Source organism: Plantibacter elymi (nom. nud.), assembly GCF_900177795.1.
Taxonomy (GTDB): Bacteria; Actinomycetota; Actinomycetes; order Actinomycetales; family Microbacteriaceae; genus Plantibacter; species Plantibacter elymi.
Map to the genome: position 1 here is coordinate 658,770 of NZ_FXWJ01000002.1, position 18,357 is coordinate 677,126.

General features: G+C 69.9%; 15 protein-coding genes. 7 read left to right on the plus strand and 8 right to left on the minus strand.

Going from position 1 to position 18,357, the window contains the following annotated elements:
* Window positions 1-161 precede the first annotated feature (161 nt).
* From CCK91_RS07970 to CCK91_RS07980, 3 genes are read left to right on the plus strand one after another with little or no spacing between them, the layout of a single operon-like run.
* On the plus strand, window positions 162-1,580 hold the full coding sequence (locus tag CCK91_RS07970) for an MFS transporter (protein WP_086473566.1): 1,419 nt from the start codon (window positions 162-164) through the stop codon (window positions 1,578-1,580).
* A 37-nt stretch (window positions 1,581-1,617) separates the two neighbouring features.
* The gene (locus tag CCK91_RS07975; RefSeq protein WP_086473567.1) at window positions 1,618-3,771 is read left to right on the plus strand and encodes a molybdopterin oxidoreductase family protein; all 2,154 of its coding nucleotides are present in this window, start codon (window positions 1,618-1,620) and stop codon (window positions 3,769-3,771) included.
* Window positions 3,768-5,429, plus strand: coding sequence for an FAD-dependent oxidoreductase (locus CCK91_RS07980; RefSeq protein ID WP_086473568.1), 1,662 nt, complete (start codon window positions 3,768-3,770; stop codon window positions 5,427-5,429). The genes CCK91_RS07975 and CCK91_RS07980 overlap by 4 nt, the downstream gene beginning before the upstream one ends.
* A 93-nt stretch (window positions 5,430-5,522) precedes the next feature.
* On the opposite strand, the gene rimM is transcribed toward CCK91_RS07980, so the two are convergent.
* From rimM to rpsP, 3 genes are read right to left on the minus strand one after another with little or no spacing between them, the layout of a single operon-like run.
* Window positions 5,523-6,170, minus strand: coding sequence for a ribosome maturation factor RimM (gene rimM / locus CCK91_RS07985; RefSeq protein ID WP_242664456.1), 648 nt, complete (start codon window positions 6,168-6,170; stop codon window positions 5,523-5,525).
* Window positions 6,171-6,422, minus strand: coding sequence for an RNA-binding protein (locus CCK91_RS07990; RefSeq protein ID WP_064296312.1), 252 nt, complete (start codon window positions 6,420-6,422; stop codon window positions 6,171-6,173). It abuts the gene before it with no gap.
* 2 nt (window positions 6,423-6,424) lie between these two features.
* Entirely contained in the window at window positions 6,425-6,850 is a 426-nt protein-coding gene (gene rpsP / locus CCK91_RS07995; RefSeq protein WP_064296311.1) for a 30S ribosomal protein S16, read from the minus strand.
* A 251-nt stretch (window positions 6,851-7,101) separates the two neighbouring features.
* On the opposite strand from rpsP, the gene CCK91_RS08000 reads away from it, so the two are divergent.
* The gene (locus tag CCK91_RS08000) at window positions 7,102-8,244 is read left to right on the plus strand and encodes a glutamate--cysteine ligase (protein ID WP_086473569.1); all 1,143 of its coding nucleotides are present in this window, start codon (window positions 7,102-7,104) and stop codon (window positions 8,242-8,244) included.
* Window positions 8,245-8,254: 10 nt separating this feature from the next.
* On the opposite strand, the gene CCK91_RS08005 is transcribed toward CCK91_RS08000, so the two are convergent.
* Entirely contained in the window at window positions 8,255-8,635 is a 381-nt protein-coding gene (locus CCK91_RS08005) for an META domain-containing protein (RefSeq protein WP_086473570.1), read from the minus strand.
* 16 nt (window positions 8,636-8,651) lie between these two features.
* Window positions 8,652-10,205, minus strand: a complete 1,554-nt coding sequence (ffh, locus tag CCK91_RS08010; RefSeq protein ID WP_086473571.1) for a signal recognition particle protein — start codon at window positions 10,203-10,205, stop codon at window positions 8,652-8,654.
* Window positions 10,206-10,308: 103 nt separating this feature from the next.
* Between ffh and lipB the strand changes: the two genes are divergently transcribed.
* The gene (gene lipB / locus CCK91_RS08015; protein ID WP_086473572.1) at window positions 10,309-10,983 is read left to right on the plus strand and encodes a lipoyl(octanoyl) transferase LipB; all 675 of its coding nucleotides are present in this window, start codon (window positions 10,309-10,311) and stop codon (window positions 10,981-10,983) included.
* Window positions 10,980-11,996: a lipoyl synthase gene (gene lipA, locus CCK91_RS08020; RefSeq protein WP_086473573.1), complete on the plus strand. Its 1,017-nt coding sequence runs from the start codon at window positions 10,980-10,982 to the stop codon at window positions 11,994-11,996. The genes lipB and lipA overlap by 4 nt, the downstream gene beginning before the upstream one ends.
* A gap of 24 nt (window positions 11,997-12,020) precedes the next feature.
* Here the strand turns inward: lipA and CCK91_RS08025 are convergent, their stop codons facing one another.
* From CCK91_RS08025 to CCK91_RS08035, 3 genes are read right to left on the minus strand one after another with little or no spacing between them, the layout of a single operon-like run.
* Window positions 12,021-12,521, minus strand: a complete 501-nt coding sequence (locus tag CCK91_RS08025) for a DUF2004 domain-containing protein (protein WP_079705645.1) — start codon at window positions 12,519-12,521, stop codon at window positions 12,021-12,023.
* Window positions 12,521-13,399 carry a signal recognition particle-docking protein FtsY gene (gene ftsY / locus CCK91_RS08030; RefSeq protein WP_064296361.1) on the minus strand — a complete coding sequence of 293 codons (879 nt, stop codon included), beginning with the start codon at window positions 13,397-13,399 and terminating at the stop codon, window positions 12,521-12,523. The genes CCK91_RS08025 and ftsY overlap by 1 nt, the downstream gene beginning before the upstream one ends.
* Window positions 13,400-13,453: 54 nt before the next feature.
* Window positions 13,454-17,125, minus strand: coding sequence for a chromosome segregation SMC family protein (locus CCK91_RS08035; RefSeq protein WP_086473823.1), 3,672 nt, complete (start codon window positions 17,123-17,125; stop codon window positions 13,454-13,456).
* Window positions 17,126-17,274: 149 nt separating this feature from the next.
* Here CCK91_RS08035 and CCK91_RS08040 point away from each other — a divergent pair, with 149 nt between their 5' ends.
* Window positions 17,275-18,357: a GNAT family N-acetyltransferase gene (locus CCK91_RS08040; RefSeq protein WP_086473574.1), complete on the plus strand. Its 1,083-nt coding sequence runs from the start codon at window positions 17,275-17,277 to the stop codon at window positions 18,355-18,357.

Consider the following 18,357-nt stretch of genomic DNA (forward strand, 5'->3'; position numbering starts at 1 on the left):
CCCTGGACCGCGCGCGGTCATCCGCCTCACCAGGGTGATGAGTGCCTGTGAGCAGGCGGTTATCCAGGTGTTACCTCGCGGGTGGGGCACCGAAACACGGCGTCGGTAGCTTCGGAGACAGCACACGTCCCGTCCCGCTTCACCGAACGCTCGGAGCAGCCATGACCACGAACCTCGAAGCAGCCGACGCCCCACCGACCACGGCGACACCGACCGTCACCCCGGTCGCCCTGACCCACCGACCCGGTCGTTGGATCGACGGGTGGAACCCCGAGGACAGCGCGTTCTGGGACCGGGAGGGCCGCGGCATCGCCGGGCGGAACCTCCGGTGGTCGATCTTCGCGGAGTTCCTCGGCTTCGTGGTCTGGCAGCTCTGGAGCATCGTCGTCGTCATGCTCCCGACGGCCGGGTTCTCGTTCTCCACGGCCGAGACCTTCTGGCTCATCTCGATGCCGAGCCTCGTCGGTGCGACCCTCAGGTTCCCGTACTCGTTCATGGTCCCGCGCTTCGGCGGGCGGAACTGGACGATCATCTCGGCGGGGCTGCTCCTCATCCCGTCCATCGCGCTCGCGCTGTGTGTGGGCAATCCGGACACCCCGTTCGGCGTCATGCTCGTCGTCGCCGGGCTCGCCGGCTTCGGCGGTGGCAACTTCGCCAGCTCCATGTCGAACATCACCTACTTCTACCCGCAGCGGGAGAAGGGCTGGGCGCTCGGGCTGAACGCGGCGGGCGGCAACCTCGGTGCAGCGGTCGCGCAGTTCGTCGTCCCCATCGCGGTCACCGTCGGAGCCGCCGCCACTCTCAACCTGAGCCTCGCCGGATGGATCTGGGTCCCCTTCATCCTTCTCGCGATGTTCGGCGCCTACCGATACATGGACAACCTGTCGTCAGCGAAAGCGGACCTCCGCGGATCCGCCGCCGCGCTCCGGGAACCGCACCTCTGGCTCCTCGCACTCCTGTACATCGGCACCTTCGGCTCGTTCATCGGCTTCGCGAGTGTGTTCCCCAAGCTCATCGCGGACCAGTTCCCCGACTTCTCCTCGTTCGCCGTCGGTTCGGCATCGATCTCGCTCGCGTTCCTCGGAGCCCTGATCGGCTCGCTGGCACGACCCTTCGGTGGGCGTCTCGCCGACCGCTTCGGTGGGGCCGTCGTCACGATGAGCGCGTTCGCCGTCATGGCCCTGGGGGCGCTCGCGGTGCTGTGGACCCTGCCGCTGGCGAACTTCTGGCTGTTCCTCGGGTGCTTCCTGCTCCTGTTCGTCGCCGCCGGTGTCGGGAACGGCTCGACGTACCGCATGATCCCGAGCGTCTTCGCGGCGCGATCCGGCCTGCGCGACGCCCACCACCGCAGCGGCGACGTCGGGACGCAGCGCAAGGCCGCCGCCGCGCTCGGGCTCATCTCCGCGATCGGTGCCTACGGCGGCTTCGTGATCCCGCAGATCCTCGGGCTCTCGCACGGCGCGACCGGCAGCTACTCGGCCGCGTTCATCGGTTTCATCGGCGCGTACGTCGTCCTGTTCGCGGTCACCTTCCTCGTCTACTTCCGCAAGAACGCGTCGCTCGCCGGCCAGCGACTCTGAGCCGGCGCTCCACCCGCTCCTGATCGAAGGACAACGCATGCCTCGTCCCACCGCCCCGGTGACCGACACCCACTGCCCGTACTGCGCGTTGCAGTGCGCGATGTCCCTCACCCGAACGGCGGCGGTGGACGGGGTCGCTCCGAGGCTCCCGGTCGACGTCGCCGGGCGGGACTTCCCGACGAACCGGGGCGGCCTCTGCAAGAAGGGGTGGACGTCGGCCGAGCTCCTCGCGCGGGGCGATCGCCTCACGACCCCCTTGGTGCGCGACGCCACCGGTGCGCTGGTCGAGACGAGCTGGGATGCGGCCCTCGATCTCGTCGCATCGACCATCCTCCGCATCCGCGGTGAGCGCGGGGCGGACGCGATCGGGGTCTTCGGAGGCGGTGGCCTCACGAACGAGAAGGCCTACCAGCTGGGCAAGTTCGCGAGGATCGCGATCGGGACGAGCCGGATCGACTACAACGGTCGGTTCTGCATGTCGTCCGCCGCGGCAGCGGGCAACCGCGCGTTCGGGATCGACCGGGGGCTGCCGTTCCCACTGGAGGACCTCGACGACGCGTCGACCATCCTGCTCCTCGGATCCAACGTCGCGGAGACGATGCCCCCGTTCATCGGTCATCTCGTCGGTGCTCAGGCCGCCGGTGGCCTCGTCGTGGTCGATCCGCGCCGCTCGGCCACCGCGCGACTCACCGAGACCGGTCGTGGACTCCACGTGCAGCCCGCGCCCGGAACGGATCTGGTCCTACTCCTGGGGCTCACGCACATCGTCCTCGCCGAAGGACTCGCCGACGAGGCCTACCTGGCCGAGCGCACGACCGGGCTGGACGGCCTGCGCCGCAGCGTGAGCGCATGGTGGCCGGAACGCGTCCAATCCGTGACCGGCGTGCCGGCGCCGGTCCTCCGAGACGTGGCTCGTCGGCTCGCCGCCTCGGACGGCACCTACATCCTCACCGGTCGCGGCGTCGAGCAACATGTCGACGGCACCGACACGGCCACCGCCGCCATCAACCTCGCACTCGTGCTCGGACTGCCGGGCCGGCCGGGATCGGGCTACGGCACGCTCACCGGCCAGGGCAACGGCCAGGGCGGCCGCGAACACGGTCAGAAATGCGACCAACTGCCCGGGTACCGCAAGATCACCGATCCGGAAGCCCGCAGTCACGTCGCCGAGGTGTGGGGTGTGCCGGTCGAATCGATCCCCGGTCCCGGGCTGCCGGCCGTCGCCCTCTTGAACCGACTCGGTGAACCGGACGGTGTGCACGCGCTCCTGGTCCACGGCTCGAACGTCGTCGTATCCGCTCCGAACGTGCAGACGGTCCGGGACGGACTCCGACGCCTCGAGCTGCTCGTCGTCTGCGACTTCTTCCTGTCGGAGACCGCCGTACTCGCGGACGTCGTCCTCCCGACGACGCAGTGGGCGGAGGAGGATGGCACCATGACCTCGCTGGAGGGGCGTGTGATCCGCCGCCGGCGGGCGCTCGATGCCCCGGTCGGCGTCCGCAGCGAGCTCTGGATCATGCACGAACTCGCCCGTCGTCTCGATGCTCCGGGCCGATTCGAGCTGGACCCGTCGATCGTGTTCGACGAGTTGGCGGCCGCATCCGCCGGAGGCCTCGCCGACTACTCGGGACTGAGCCACGCCCTGCTCGACACCGGGCTCGCCGCGCACTGGCCGTTCCCCGTCGGCAGCGTCGGCACGCCCCGGCTGTTCACGGAACGGTTCGCACACGACGACGGTCTCGCCCGCATCGTCCCGGTCCGCCCCGCGAAGGTCTCGGAGTCACCGGGGACCGGGGAGGAACTCACCCTGACGACCGGACGCCTTCTCGAGCACTACCAGTCGGGCACCCAGACCCGCCGCGTCCCCGAGCTCGACGACGCCCGTCCCGAGGTCTTCGTCCAGGTCCACCCCGCGACGGCGGCACGACTCGGGATCGTCGAGGGCGGACTGGTCGAGGTGTCGAACCGTCGGGGCACGCTGACGGTCCGAGCCCGTGTCGACGGCGACATCCGTCACGACACCGTCTTCCTGCCGTTCCACTACCCGGGGGACGCTTCGGCGAACCTCCTGACGCAGGACGCGGTCGATCCGATCTCGGGGATGCCGGACTTCAAGCGCGCGATGGTGCGGCTGCGCCCGGCCGCTGGCGCACCACTGCCGGAAGCCACAGCGACCGGAGCCCTCCGATGAGTCCGCGACCAGGTCGCGCACTGCGCATCGTCGTGGTCGGATTCGGCCCGGTCGGTGCGCGATTCGCCGAGGAGGTCGCCCCCGGCGTGCGGGACGGCTCGCTCCAGGTGACCGTGGTCGGGCAGGAACCGGTCGACGCGTACAACCGGGTGCTGGTCGCCGATCACGCGGTCGGCTCGACCGGACTCGCCGACATGACGCTCGTCAGTGCCGAGGACCTCGCGCTGGACGGTATCCATGTCCTGCGCGGCACGACCGCGATGCAGATCGATCGCGAGACGCGGACCGTCGAACTCGACACCGGGGAGACGCTCCCCTACGACCGCCTCGTCCTGGCGACGGGTGCGCGCGCCAACGTTCCGACGCTCGACGGCGTCGATCGACGGAAGCGTGACCGCCCGGCGCTCGAGAAGTACGGACGGTCGTTGCTGCTGTCCGACCACGACCTCCCCCGGGGCGTCTGCACCATGCGTGATCTCGCGGACGCCGACACCGTCGCCGAGGTCGTCCGGTGTGGCGGCCGGATCGTCGTCCTGGGTGCCGGCGTCCTGGGACTGGAGCTCGCGCTCTCCGCCGCTCGCGCCGGCGCCGACGTGGTCGTCGTCCACCACGGAGCCACCCCGATGCCCCGGAACCTCGACCGCGGCGGCGGCTCCGTGCTCGCCGCGGCGCTGCGGACAGCAGGAGTGGAGGTCATCGCACACAGCCGCGCCGAGGCGGTCGGTCATCGGGACGACCCCGCGGGCGGGAGGCACTTCGACGCGCTGATCACCGCTGACGGGAAACGGATCACCGGCGATCTGCTCGTCCTGTCGTGCGGGGTGAGCGCACGCTCCGATCTGGCGATCCTCGCCGGGGTCCGTGTCGGGTCCGGGGTGCTCGTCGGCGAAGACCTCAGCAGCTGGTCCGACGAGCGGATCTTCGCCATCGGTGACTGCGCGCACGTGCTGGCGCCGACACCGGACCTGCGCCGCGAACGCATCGTCCCGGGCGGCCCGTCGGGGCTCATCGGCCCAGGATGGCGGCAGGCCGAGTGGCTCGCCGCTCGATTCCTGGTCGAGGCCGCGGCCGGCGGACCACCGCTCGAGCTGGCTCCGCCACCGGTCGAGCGGGCGAGCACCGTCGCACTCAAGGCCGAGCGGGTCGACGTCGTCGCGGTCGGCGACGTCCAGGCGGAGCCCTGGGACCTCGAGCCGACGACCGCTGACGCGTGCGGCGTGCATTCGCCTGCTCCGCGCAGCGTCTCGGTGTGGGCGGACCCCGACCACGGCCGCTACGTCAAGATGATCACCCGCGCCGGGGTCCTGACCGCCTTCGTCTGCGTCGGCATGCCACGCACGGCGGCCGAGCTGACGCTCCTGTACGACGCGGGCGGCGAGCTGCCGGCGGATCGCTCGGTCCTCCTCCGGCTCGACGGGCCGGACGCGACAGGCGGTGCCTCCGCCGATGCGTTCGCCCCTTCGACCACCGTCTGTACGTGCAACGGCGTGACGGTCGGCAGGATCATGGATGCCGCGCGATCTGGCAACACCACGGTCGCCTGCATCGGCAAGGCGACCCGCGCCGGTACTGGCTGCGGTGGGTGCGCCGGCCGGATCGCCGCGGTCCTCGAGCGGGTCGCGGACGGTGACCGTCAGGGCGAGCCCGTACCGGCGTGATCGGCCGGAAACGACGACGGAGGCGCCGGTTGCACGCAACCGACGCCTCCGTCATGGGTGTTCCGAGCCGGGAGGACCGACTCGGAACGAGTACTACTGCTCCGGCTGCGACGCTCCGGTGTCGTCCTGAGCCTCGTCGGAGGCCTCGGACTCGACTGGGCCGGCCGGCGTCGTCTCGGAGGCGTCGTCGGCCTCCGGGAGTTCCTCGAACAGGCCGGTGGGTGGCGTGACCGTCACGATCCCGGCGGCGATGTCGACCGTGGGGACGATCGCCTTGACGAACGGGACCATGACCTCGCCGTCGCCGGTCTTCACGATCAGGAGGTCCTGAGCCGGGAAGTGGTCGACGCGAGCGACGGTACCGACGGCGACGCCGTCGCGGTGCACGGCCAACCCGACGAGCTGGTGGTCGTACCACGCGTCGTCTTCGACCGGCAGCTCGGTGGGATCCTGCTCGACCCAGAGGATCGCTTTCACGAGGGTCTCCGCCTCACTGCGATCGGAGATGCCGACGAAGAAGGCGACCGGCTGGCTGTTGTACCAGCGCAGTTCGATGAGCTCGAGCGTCTTGCCGCGCCACTTCGATCCTGCGGGGACCTGGAGCGTGAACGTCGAGCCCGGGGTGAACCGGTGCTCCGGCTCATCCGTGTAGAGCTCGACCTTCAGGGCGCCCTTCAGGCCATGGGCTTTCGTGAGCCGACCGACCCGCAACTGGGTCTTCGGCTCCGTCTCGTCCGCCACCTACGCGCTGGCGCCGGAGGCGTCCGTGTCGACCACGTCGACTCGGACCCGCCGACCGTCTGCCAGCGCTGCCACGAGGGTGCGCAGGGCTTTGGCCGTCCGGCCGGCACGACCGATGACCCGGCCGAGGTCCTCGGGGTTCACACGAACCTCGAGGACCTCGCCACGGGCGGAGTTCTGTGCCGTGACGCGAACGTCATCCGGGTGATCCACGATCCCCTTGACGAGATGTTCGAGCGCGGGAGCGAGCAAGACTACGCCTGCTCTGCTTCAGCGGCGTCGGCAGCGGGCGCCTCGGCCTCGGCCGGTGCAGCCTTGGCCGCGGGGGCCTCCGCCTTCGGCTTGAGGACGGGCTTCTTCTTCTCGTCGGCGACGAAGGCGGCCTTCGGCTCCTTGACGCGGACGGTGCTCACGGCGTCCTTGTCGCCCTTGAACTTGCCCCAGTCGCCGGTGAGCTTGAGGAGTGCTGCGACCTGCTCGGTCGGCTGGGCGCCGACACTGAGCCAGTACTGCGCACGCTCGGAGTCGACCTCGATGAACGAGGGCTCCTCGGTGGGGTGGTACTTGCCGATCTCCTCGATGACACGACCGTCGCGCTTCGTGCGCGAGTCTGCGACGACGATGCGGTAGTACGGCGCACGGATCTTGCCGAGACGCTTGAGACGGATTTTGACAGCCACGATTCTCCTGAATGATGTGATGTTTGATGTGCTCGCTGCCGAAAGGTGGGGCCACACGCTCGACGCGAAAACTGTGGTTGCTGCGGGCGTCGGATAGAGGGTCGAACTCCGCGCAGACTCAACTCTCTATTCTGCCAGACATCGGGCGATCTGGGTAATCCGGCGACACCGATACCGAACGACCCCTCCACCCCGTGTGAAGATGGGCTGGCGCGTGGCATCCGGCCGCGCCCTGCGGGAGGTCGACGCCAATGCCCATCGAGTTCGCCAGATCCGAGCGTTCGACCGTCGGCCTCGAATGGGAGGTCGCCCTCGTCGACCGCGACACCGGCGATCTCGTCGGCGCAGCGGACACCGTCCTGTCGGAACTCCGCCCGAGCGACGGTTCCGATCATCCGCAGATCACCAACGAGCTCCTGCTCAACACCGTCGAACTCGTCTCGGGTGTGCACCACACGGTCCCCGAGGCGATCGCGGACCTCGAAGGCCAGCTGGCCGAGGTGCGGGCGATCACGGACCCGATGGGCGTCGAACTCATCTGCAGCGGTTCGCACCCGTTCGGCCAGTGGTACGACCAGCAGGTCACCGACAAGCCCCGGTACCACAAGCTCATCGACCGCACCCAGTGGTGGGGTCGCAACATGATGATCTGGGGTGTGCACGCGCATGTCGGCGTCGAGACGGTCGACAAGGTCCTCCCGATCATGAACGGGCTGCTGACCTATCTGCCCCACCTCCAGGCGTTGTCGGCGTCCAGCCCGTACTGGGGCGGGGTCGACACCGGGTACGCGTCGAATCGCGCGCTCATGTTCCAGCAGCTCCCGACGGCGGGCCTCCCCTACCAGCTCTCCGACTGGGAGCAGTTCGAGGCCTACGTCGACGACATGACGGTGACCGGCATCATCGAGGACCACACCGAGGTCCGCTGGGACGTGCGACCGTCGCCGCAGTGGGGCACAGTGGAGATGCGTGCGTGCGACGGGGCGTCGACCGTCGCGGAGTTCGGGGCCCTCGCCTCGCTCATCCACTGCCTCACCGAGCACCTGTCCGACCGCCTCGACGCCGGAGAGCGCCTGCAGACCCTGCAGCCGTGGTACGTCCGCGAGAACAAGTGGCGTGCGGCGCGGTACGGCATGGACGCCGAGATCATCCTCGACTCCTCGGGCCACGAGCGCCTCGTGACCGACGACCTGCACGACCTGCTCGACACCCTCGCGCCGGTCGCCCGTCGGCTCGGCTGTGCGGACGAACTGGCGAGCATCGCCACGATCATCGAGCACGGCGCGAGCTACCAGCGGCAGCTCGCCGTCGCCCACGCGAACGGCGGCAGCCTGCAGGCGGTCGTGAGCTCGCTCGCGAAGGAGCTTCGACACGGGGTCCAGCCCTCCGCCTGACGAAGCGGCGTCACTCGGCGCGGTCGAGCGTCCCGATCCGCGTGCCGGCGTCGTCGGTCAGGGTCAAGCGCCCGCCGTCGTCCGAGAGCGTCGCCTCTGCGATCCCCCGCAGCCAGGTGTCGACGCCCGGGCATGCCATCAGGGTGCTCGCGACATCGGAGACGACGACCGCGTCGTCCTCGGCGCGCCAGGAGCCGGAGAGGCTGTTGCAGCCGTCCGAACCGCTCACGCGGCCGTCGTCGGCGAACACCAGGTGCGGGTCGGCGGCACCGGTGCCCTCACCCCAGGTGCCCAGGACGCGTTCGCCCGGAGACGGCGCGGAGCACCCGGCGAGCATGCCCGCGGCCAGCACGACTGCGACGACCGAAGCCGCCGCCCTCAGCGCGCGCATACCGCCTCCGCTCGGCTCAGCGACCCAGGAACTTCTGCAGCTCGGCGAGCTCCGCCTCGGTCGGGGCTGCCGATCCCGACGACGGACCGCCGCCGAGGCCGAATCCAGCGCCCGTAGCGGCAGCCGGCGTCTCGACGGCGCCGGCGTTCTCCGCCGCGCGCTTGGCCGGGTTGCCCGAACGGGAACCCTTCTTCTTGGCCTGCGGCTTCGGTCGGTTCGTCCGCGCACCGGGGACCGGACCCATGCCGGGGATGTTCGGCACGCCACCCTTGGCCACGGTCTTCATCATCTTGGCCGCCTGCTCGAAACGGTTGACGAGGGCGTTGACCTCGGTGACGGTCATGCCGGAACCCTTGGCGATGCGCAGGCGACGGGATCCGTTGAGGATCTTCGGGTTCGTGCGCTCGGCCGTGGTCATCGACTGGATGATGGCCTCGGTGCGGACGATCTCGCGCTCGTCGAAATTCTGGAGCTGCTCTTTCATCTGCCCCATGCCGGGGAGCATGCCCATCATCTTCTTGATGGAACCCATGCCGCGCAGCTGCTGCATCTGCTTGAGGAAGTCGTCGAGCGTGAAGGAGTCGGTCGCGAACTTCTCCGCGACCTTGCGCGCCTCCTCCTCGTCGAAGTTCTGCTGCGCCTGCTCGATGAGGGTGAGGATGTCACCGAGGTCGAGGATCCGGCTCGCCATGCGGTCGGGGTGGAACGGCTCGAAGTCGTCGAGACCCTCACCGGTCGACGCGAACATGATGGGGCGTCCGGTGACCGAGGCGATGGAGAGTGCCGCACCACCGCGGGCGTCGCCGTCGAGCTTGGAGAGCACCACGCCGGTGAAGTCGACGCCGTCGAGGAAGGCCTTGGCCGTCGCGACCGCGTCCTGACCGATCATCGCGTCGATGACGAAGAGGACCTCGTCGGGGTCGACCGCCTTGCGGATGTTCGACGCCTGCTTCATGAGCTCGGCGTCGACGCCGAGTCGTCCGGCGGTGTCGACGATGACGGTGTCGTAGAGCTTCTGCTCGGCGAACCGGACACCGTCGCGGGCGACCTTGACCGGGTCGCCGACGCCGTTTCCGGGCTCGGGAGCATAGACGGGGACGCCCGCCTGCTCACCGACGACCTGCAGCTGGTTGACGGCGTTGGGACGCTGGAGGTCGGAGGCGACGAGGAGCGGCGTGTGGCCGTCCTTCTTGAGCCACTTGGCGAGCTTGCCGGCGAGTGTCGTCTTTCCGGCACCCTGGAGTCCGGCGAGCATGATGACGGTCGGCGGCTTCTTCGCGAACTCGAGACGGCGCTGCTGCCCGCCGAGGATCGTGACGAGCTCGTCGTTGACGATCTGGACGACCTGCTGCGCCGGGTTGAGGGCCTTGCTCACCTCGTCACCCAAGGCGCGCTCGCGCACGCGACCCGTGAAGTCCTTGACGACGTCGAGAGCGACGTCCGCGTCGAGGAGGGCGCGACGGATCTCGCGGACGGTGCCGTCGACATCGGCCGCGGAGAGCTTGCCCTTGGTGCGGAGGTTCTTGAACGTATCCGCGAGGCGGTCAGAGAGTGTGCCGAACGTTGCCATGATCCCTCCAGTTTAGGGCAGACCGCGGCGCGACCCGGTCGATCGCCGCCGCGATCGGAAGACGAGTATTTGGACGCCGTCCAACAATGCTATCGTGGCGGCCATGACACAGCTCCTCATCGCCGGGCTCGCGCCCGCATTCGTCCCGTACCGCGAGGGTTGGGCGCTGCAGCGTCAGATCCATGAGGCGGTCGTCAGCGGAGCAGGGCCGGAGCACCTCATCCTGTGCGAACACGAGCCCGTGTACACGGCGGGCAAGCTCACCCGCCCACACGAGCGTCCCGACGACGGCACGCCGGTCGTCGAAGTCGACCGCGGAGGCCGCATCACCTGGCACGGACCCGGACAGCTCACCGGTTACCCGATCGTCCGCCTCCCGGAGCCGGTCGACGTCGTCGCCCACGTCCGCTTGCTCGAGGAGGTCATGCTGCAGACGATCACGGAGCTCGGCGTCACCGGCCGCCGGATCGACGGACGGTCGGGCGTCTGGGTCGACCCGGTCGCCGGCGGACCGGCCGCGAAGATCGGCGCCGTCGGTGTCCGGGTGCAGGCGGGGGTCACGCTGCACGGCTTCGCGCTCAACTGCGACAACTCCCTCGAGCCCTTCGGCCACATCGTCGCGTGCGGTATCGCCGATGCCGGGGTCACCACGATCAGCGCCGAGCTCGGTCGACGGATCACGCCGAGCGACGTCGCCGAGCGCGTCTCCGAGATCTTCGAAGCGCTCCGGCCGGGTTGGACGGCCGCGTCCGTGACCACGATCGGAGCGGCCGCGTGAGCGGCTGCGGCGCACCGGCACCCGCTCCCGCGGCGGACACCGGCGGACGGAAGCTCCTGCGGCTCGAGGTCCGGAACGCCCAGACCCCCATCGAGCGGAAGCCCGACTGGATCAAGACCCGCGCGACGATGGGACCCGAGTACCGACAGCTCCAGGCGCTCGTGCAGGAGGAGGGCCTCCACACGGTCTGCCAGGAAGCCGGCTGCCCGAACATCTTCGAGTGCTGGGAGGACCGCGAGGCGACCTTCCTCATCGGCGGGTCGCAGTGCACGAGGCGCTGCGACTTCTGCCAGATCGACACCGGCAAGCCGGCCGACTATGACCGTGACGAGCCACGGCGGGTGGCCGACTCGGTGCAGCGGATGCGGCTGCGTTACGCGACCGTCACCGGTGTGGCGCGCGACGACCTCCCCGACGAGGGGGCGTGGCTGCACGCCGAGACCGTCCGGCGCATCCACGAGACGAACCCGGGGACGGGGGTCGAGATCCTCGCGACCGACTTCTCCGGGAACCCCGACCTCCTCGGCGAGGTGTTCGCCTCCAAACCGGAGGTGTTCGCACACAACGTCGAGACGGTCCCACGCATCTTCAAGCGGATCAGGCCCGCCTTCCGCTACGAGCGCTCCCTCGACGTCCTGACCCAGGCGCGTGCCGCCGGCCTCATCACGAAGTCCAACCTCATCCTCGGGATGGGCGAGGACCGGAGCGAGATCAGTCAGGCGCTCGAGGATCTGCACGAGGCCGGCACCGACATCATCACCGTCACCCAGTACCTCCGGCCGACGCCTCGACACCTCCCCGTGGACCGCTGGGTCAAGCCGCAGGAGTTCCTGGAGATCAAGGAGGAGGCCGAGGAGATCGGGTTCCTCGGTGTGCTCGCGGGTCCGCTCGTCAGATCGTCCTACCGTGCCGGACGCCTCTGGGCGCAGTCGATGACCGCGAAGGGCCGCGAGGTCCCCGAGGGACTGCAGCACCTCGCAGACGCCTCACTCGGCTTCGCCCAGGCGGTCTGAGGCAGACGCCTCGACCTGCCGGGCTCAGTCCTCGCTCGTGACTCCGGTGACCTCGCCGTCGGAGGTGTACGCGACCATGAGCACGCCGTCGAGCTGGTCCGCGTCGAGCGAGTACTCGAAGATCGCGAACGCCTCGTCGCCGTTGTGCTGATGTGGCGCGAACCCGACGCTCAGCAGCGTCATCGACCGGATGACGTCCACGTCGCGGTCTCCGGACTCGTCGACCAGGACGTCCGGCAGGGACTCCCCCAGCTCCTCGACGGCCTGGATGATGTACTCGGTGACCTCGGAGGTGCGGTCGTCGACCTCGCTCAGCATCGCCTCGCGCGAGCGCAGGTCGAAGCCCTCGAGGGCGAGGATCATCGCGGCCGCCAGGTCGAGCGCGTCCGCCGGGATGTCGTCCTCGTCGGGGGCGCTCAACGAGATGGAGACGGACTGCTCCCCGACGTCGATGTTGTCGGACCAGTAGACGCCACCACCAGGCTCGGTCGCGATGATGCCGAAGTAGTCGTGTTCGATCGCCATCAGCTGCCCACCAGGTTCTGTGCGAAGACGTGCGGCGTGAAGCCGGTGAGGTCGCCGATGCCCTCACCCTGACCGACGAGCTTGATCGGGATGCCGGTCTTCTCCTGCACGGCGAGGACGAACCCGCCCTTCGCGGAGCCGTCGAGCTTCGTCAGGACGAGCCCGGTCACCCCGGCGTGCTCGATGAACGCCTGCGCCTGCGACAGACCGTTCTGACCGGTCGTCGCATCGAGGACGAGGAGGACCTCGGCGATGGGCGCCTGCTTCTCGACGACGCGACGGATCTTGGACAGCTCGTCCATGAGCCCGCCCTTCGTCTGCAGCCGACCGGCGGTGTCGATGATGACGATCTCGGTGCCGGTCTGCTTGGCGTATTCGATCGTCTGGAAGGCGACGGACGCCGGGTCCTGCCCCTGCTGCTGGGGGCGGACGATCTGTGCGCCCGCGCGCTCCGCCCAGGTCGCCAGCTGCTCCACGGCAGCGGCACGGAAGGTGTCCGCGGCCCCCACGACGACGGTGCGGTCGTAGTTGCGCAGGAACTTCGCGAACTTGCCGATGGTGGTCGTCTTGCCGACCCCGTTGACGCCGACGACGAGGACGACCGCCGGACGCTCGCTGAGCTTCAGCGTCGTGTCGAACTTCGACAGCCGCTCCTCGACCTCCTCGCGCAGCATGCGCTGGAGGTCGCGCGGGTCGGTGGTGCGGTAGCGGTCGACGGAGGCGTGCAGGCCCGTGACGATCGACTCGGTGACGTCGGGGCCGAAGTCCGCGCCGATGAGCGCGTCCTCGAGGTCCTCCCAGGTGGTCTCGTCGATCGTCGGACGTTGGAACATGCCTTTGAGGGCACCGGAGAGTGACCAGGGTGTGCGTGCAGCCATGGTCTCAGCGTAGCCGTCGGCGACGCGGTCCCGTCGCGTGGGGACGAGACCGGATCAGCTCGCGCGTTCTGCTGCCACGCGCTGACCGACGACGGCCGACACCCCGTCCTGGCGCATCGAGACGCCGTAGAGGGCGTCGGCGATCTCCATGGTGCGCTTCTGGTGCGTGATGACGATGAGCTGGCTCGTCTGACGGAGGTCCTCGAAGATGGTGAGGAGCCGCCCGAGGTTCGCGTCGTCGAGGGCCGCCTCCACCTCGTCCATGATGTAGAACGGGCTCGGTCGGGCTTTGAAGATGGCGATGAGCAGGGCGACCGCGGCGAGCGAGCGCTCCCCGCCCGACAGGAGCGACAGGCGCTCGATCTTCTTGCCGGCGGGTTTGACCGACACCTCGATGCCCGTGGTGAGCATGTGTTCGGGGTCGGTGAGCGAGATGCTGCCGGTGCCGCCCGGGAACAGGATCGGGAACACCTCGGTGAAGGCGGCTTCGGTGTCGGCGAACGCCGAGGCGAAGATGACCTCCATCTTCCCGTCGATGTCCTCGATGATCGACAGCAGGTCGGCGCGGGTGCTGGTGAGGTCGGCGAGCTGTTCGGTGAGGAAGCGGTGGCGCTGTTCGAGTGCCGCGAACTCCTCGAGCGCGAGCGGGTTGACCCGGCCGAGTTGAGCGTAGGTGCGCTCCGCCGCGGCGAGGCGCTTCTGCTGCTCGGCGCGGACGTAGGGCGTCGTCGGCACGTCGTCCGACTCCTCGGTGGGTTCCTCCACCGGCTCGACGTCCGGCGTCACGGAACCGTCGGCAGGTGCCTCGGGTGCCTCGTCCGAGTCGGGCGTCGTCGTCTCGGGCGAGTCCTCCGGACCGGTGTCGTCCGCCGGTCGCACGGTCGAGCGGGCGGTCGCGCGGGGTGTCGGAGGGTCGACGGGAACCGGAACCTCGGGCCCGTACTCCGCGACGAGCACGTCCTCGACGAGCCCCAGCTCCGACCCGGCGCGCTCGAGCAGCCCGGACAAGTGGAGCTTCTTCTCGTAGATCTGGAGTTCGAGGCCGTGGACGCTCTCGGTGACGACCTGCAGCCGCTGCCGGAGCGTGTGCTCCTCGCCGCGCAGTCGCACGAGTTCGGCGTTCCGACTGGACCGCGTCGCCTCGGCTGCCGCGAGCGCGACGCGGGCCTCGGTCACCGACCGGTCGACCGAGTCGAGGACGGGCGGGAGCGCCTCCGTCACGGCGGTGGCGGCCGCGGCCTGGCGCGCACGGATGACGGCACGCCGAGCCGCTTCCTCCGCTGCCGCCTGGTCGGCCTGCCGCTGCCGCTCGAGGCTCGCGACCGCGAGCTCCTCCGCCCGTACGCGTTCGCGCGCGGTCTCGAGGAGGAGGCGGTGCTGCACTTCGGCCTCGCGCGCCGCGTCCAGTTCAGCCGAGAGCCCGTCGCGTGCCGACACGTCGAGGAGCGGTCGTGGACGCGCGCGAGCGGTGTCGTGGTCCAGCTTGGCCCGCTCCACGGCGGCAGCGGCGTCGGCGACGGCCGTCTGCGCCGTCCCGGCAGCTGCGAGGAGGCGGTCATGTTCGGCCTGCGCGGATTCGTACCGGACCGTGACCCGGTTCACGCGCTCGGCCTGCGAGGCACGGTTGGCGTCGAACTCGCGGAGGGCGCTGAGCGCCGCCTGCGCGGTCTGCTTCGCCTCCTGCAGGATCGTGCGCTGCTCGGCCAGCGCGAAGCGCGCCCGTTCGATGAGCGACTCGACCTCACCGTGTCGATCGGCTGCCGCATCGCGTTCGGCCAGCAGTTCGATGCGACTCTGCGCTCCGCCGCTCCCGGCGCGGACGATGCTGTCCGTGACGACCGCGCCGTCGCGGGTCACGAGGGTGAACGCGCTGAGCGACGGGCCGAGTCGGTCGTACGCCGCGATCGCGTCGTCGAGCGAGTCGACGACGAGGACCGATGCGAGGATCCCCAGCACGCCAGGAGGGGCCTCCACCAGCTCGGCAGCCGAGGTGAACCCGGCGGGCGCGTCCGGGACGTCTCGTGCAGCGTCGGCGATGACGATCTCGACCCGGCCGAGATCCTGGTCGGCCGCGTGATCGAGCGCCCGACGGGCCGCGTGCCGGTCGACGGCGACGGCGGCCTCCGCAAGCGTGCCGAGCGCTGCGGCCACCGCCGACTCGTGGCCGGGTCGGACCTGCACCCGGTCCGCGACGATCCCGTCGATCCCGTCGAGACCGCTCGATGCGAGTTCGGCCGAGCCGGTCTTGAGGTCGAGGGCGCGCGAGAGTGCGCTGGTCTTGGCACCGAGCGAATCGCGTTCACGTTCGAGGGTGTGGAGCTGCTCGCGCAGGCCCTCGATCTCCCCCTCGGCCTCCGCCGCGCCGCGTTGGGCCGCCTCGTAGGCGTCGTCGAGTCCGGAGTCGGCGACGTCCGCCACGGTCGGGTCGTCCTCGAGCGCCTCGTACTCCAGCCGCGCGGCGTCCAGACGGAGGGCAGCGGCGTCGATCGCGTTCTGCTGGCGCAACGCCTCGCCACGGACCGCGGCGAGTTTGGACCCGGCGGCGTCGACGGCGCCCGCGAGCTTGGAGAGCTCCAGGTCGTGTCGTGACACAAGCGCGCTCTGCGCTGCGATCTCGACGTCCACCGAGTCGAGTGCGGCGCGCTTCGCGCGGGTGTCCGCCTGCGCCTCCTGCAACGCGCGCTCCGCGTCGGCGACCGCCGCCCGCAGTCCGTCGATCTCCGCGGTCGCGTCGGCGACCATCTGCTTCGTGATCCGCGGTTCGGCGGCCGTCGTGTCCGTCGAAGAACCGAGGAGCGCGAGCCGCTGGTTGGCGAGCGTGAACAGGTTCCGGAGGCGCTCCTGCACGCTCTCGAGCTCGAAGGTGATCCGGCGGGCGTCGTCGACCGCGTCGCCGAATTGCGCCTGCTCGATCCGGTTGATCCGCAGTTCCGCCTGTTCCAGCTGCTCCTGGAGGACGAGGCGTTCGCTGTGGCGCTCGCTCTCCGAGCGGTTGTGCTCGTCGAGCGAACGCCGGAGGCCCACGACGTCGTCGGCCAGCAGTCTGGCGCGGGCGTCCCGCACGACCGCGGCGATCGTCTGCGCCTCACGGGCGATCTCCGCCTGACGACCGAGCGGCTTCAGCTGCCGTCGGATCTCCCCGGCGAGGTCGCTCAACCGCGTGAGGTTGGTCTGCATCGCCTCGAGCTTCCGGAGCGTCTTCTCCTTGCGTCGGCGGTGCTTCAGGATGCCGGCCGCCTCCTCGATGAAGCCGCGTCGCTCCTCGGGCGTCGCCCGCAGCACCGCGTCGAGCTGCCCCTGTCCGACGATGACGTGCATCTCGCGGCCCAGACCGGAGTCGCTGAGGAGCTCCTGGACGTCGAGCAACCGACACGTGTCGCCGTTGATGGCGTATTCGCTCCCGCCGTTGCGGAACAGGGTGCGGCTGATCGTCACCTCGGTGTACTCGATGGGCAGTGCGCCGTCGCTGTTGTCGATGGTGAGCGTGACCTCGGCTCGACCGAGCGGTCCCCTGGTCGACGTGCCGGCGAAGATGACGTCCTCCATCTTGCCGCCGCGGAGGGTCTTCGCCCCCTGCTCGCCCATCACCCAGGCGAGCGCGTCGACGACGTTCGACTTGCCGGAGCCGTTGGGACCTACGACGCAGGTGACGCCCTGCTCGAACGCGAAGGTGGTGGGGTGCGCGAAGGACTTGAACCCTTTGAGCGTCAGGCTCTTCAGGTACACGCGCACCTCCTCTCCCGCGTCGCGGATGCTGTGCACTACGGTAGCGAATCCGCGGACGGACGAGGGACACCACGCTGTGCCGGCCCGCCGGGGCGGTCGTAGCATGGACCGCATCACCCAGGACGGTCTGGTGTGGGAGGGAGGCGACGATGCGCGTCACGATCGACGAGGTGGAGATCCCGGCGTCAGGGAGCTCAGCCGTGTTCGACGCGGTCCAGGAGGTCGCGAACACGCTCGAAGCGGAGATCTGGTCCACCGACGACTTCGCCCTGACCTCCGCCATGACCCTTCCCGAGTACCGCGACCAGCGGTTCCAGCGACGCGTCCTGCTCGCCGCCGTCCTCGACGGCCGTGTGGTCGGTCGCGGCTGGCTCGGGTACGGCACCGAGGCCGACGCGGTGACGGCCTCCCTGGACGTCGGTGTCCTCCCAGACGCGCGTCGTCGTGGGATCGGCACAGCGCTCCTGCTGGAGCTTGAGCGACGGGCCCTCGCGGCCGGTCGCCCGACGGTGACCGCCTTCACCCAGCACGCCGTCGACGACATCCCGGTCGACGAACCGCTCCTCGGTGCGAGCGTCGGCGAACGGGCGATCCCTGCGAACGCCGCGGCGAGCCGCTTCATGCTCGATCGTGGATACGCCCTCGCGCAGGTCGAGCGGACCAACCGCTGCGACCTCGCCACGACGCTCGGGGAGCTGCCGGACACCGTCGCGACGTCAACCGCCCGAGCCGGGCACGAGTACCGCCTCGTGCACTGGGTGGACCGCACCCCCGACGAGCTGCTCGGCTCGCTCGCCACGGCCCGCGAACACATGGCGACGGACATCCCGGCCGCAGATCTGGAACTCGACCCCGAGGTCTGGACGCCCGAGCGGGTCCGCGCCCGCGAGGATCAGCTGGCGGCGTCGGGCGACCACGCGATCGTCGTCGCCGCCGTCCACCGCGACAGCGGCGCGGTCGCCGGGTACAGCGAGCTCGTCCTCGGCGAAGGCAAGGAACACGCGGAGCAGTGGGACACGCTCGTGCTCGCCGACCACCGCGGGCACGGCCTCGGACTCTGGATGAAGGCGGCGAACCTCCTCGCACTCGCCGATCAGGCACCCGAGCGGACCCGGATCTACACGTGGAACGCCGACGAGAACGCACACATGCTCGCGATCAACGACCGACTCGGGTTCCGCATCGTCGGCTACTCGGGTGAATGGCAGCGCCGACTCCCCCGCGATGCCTGA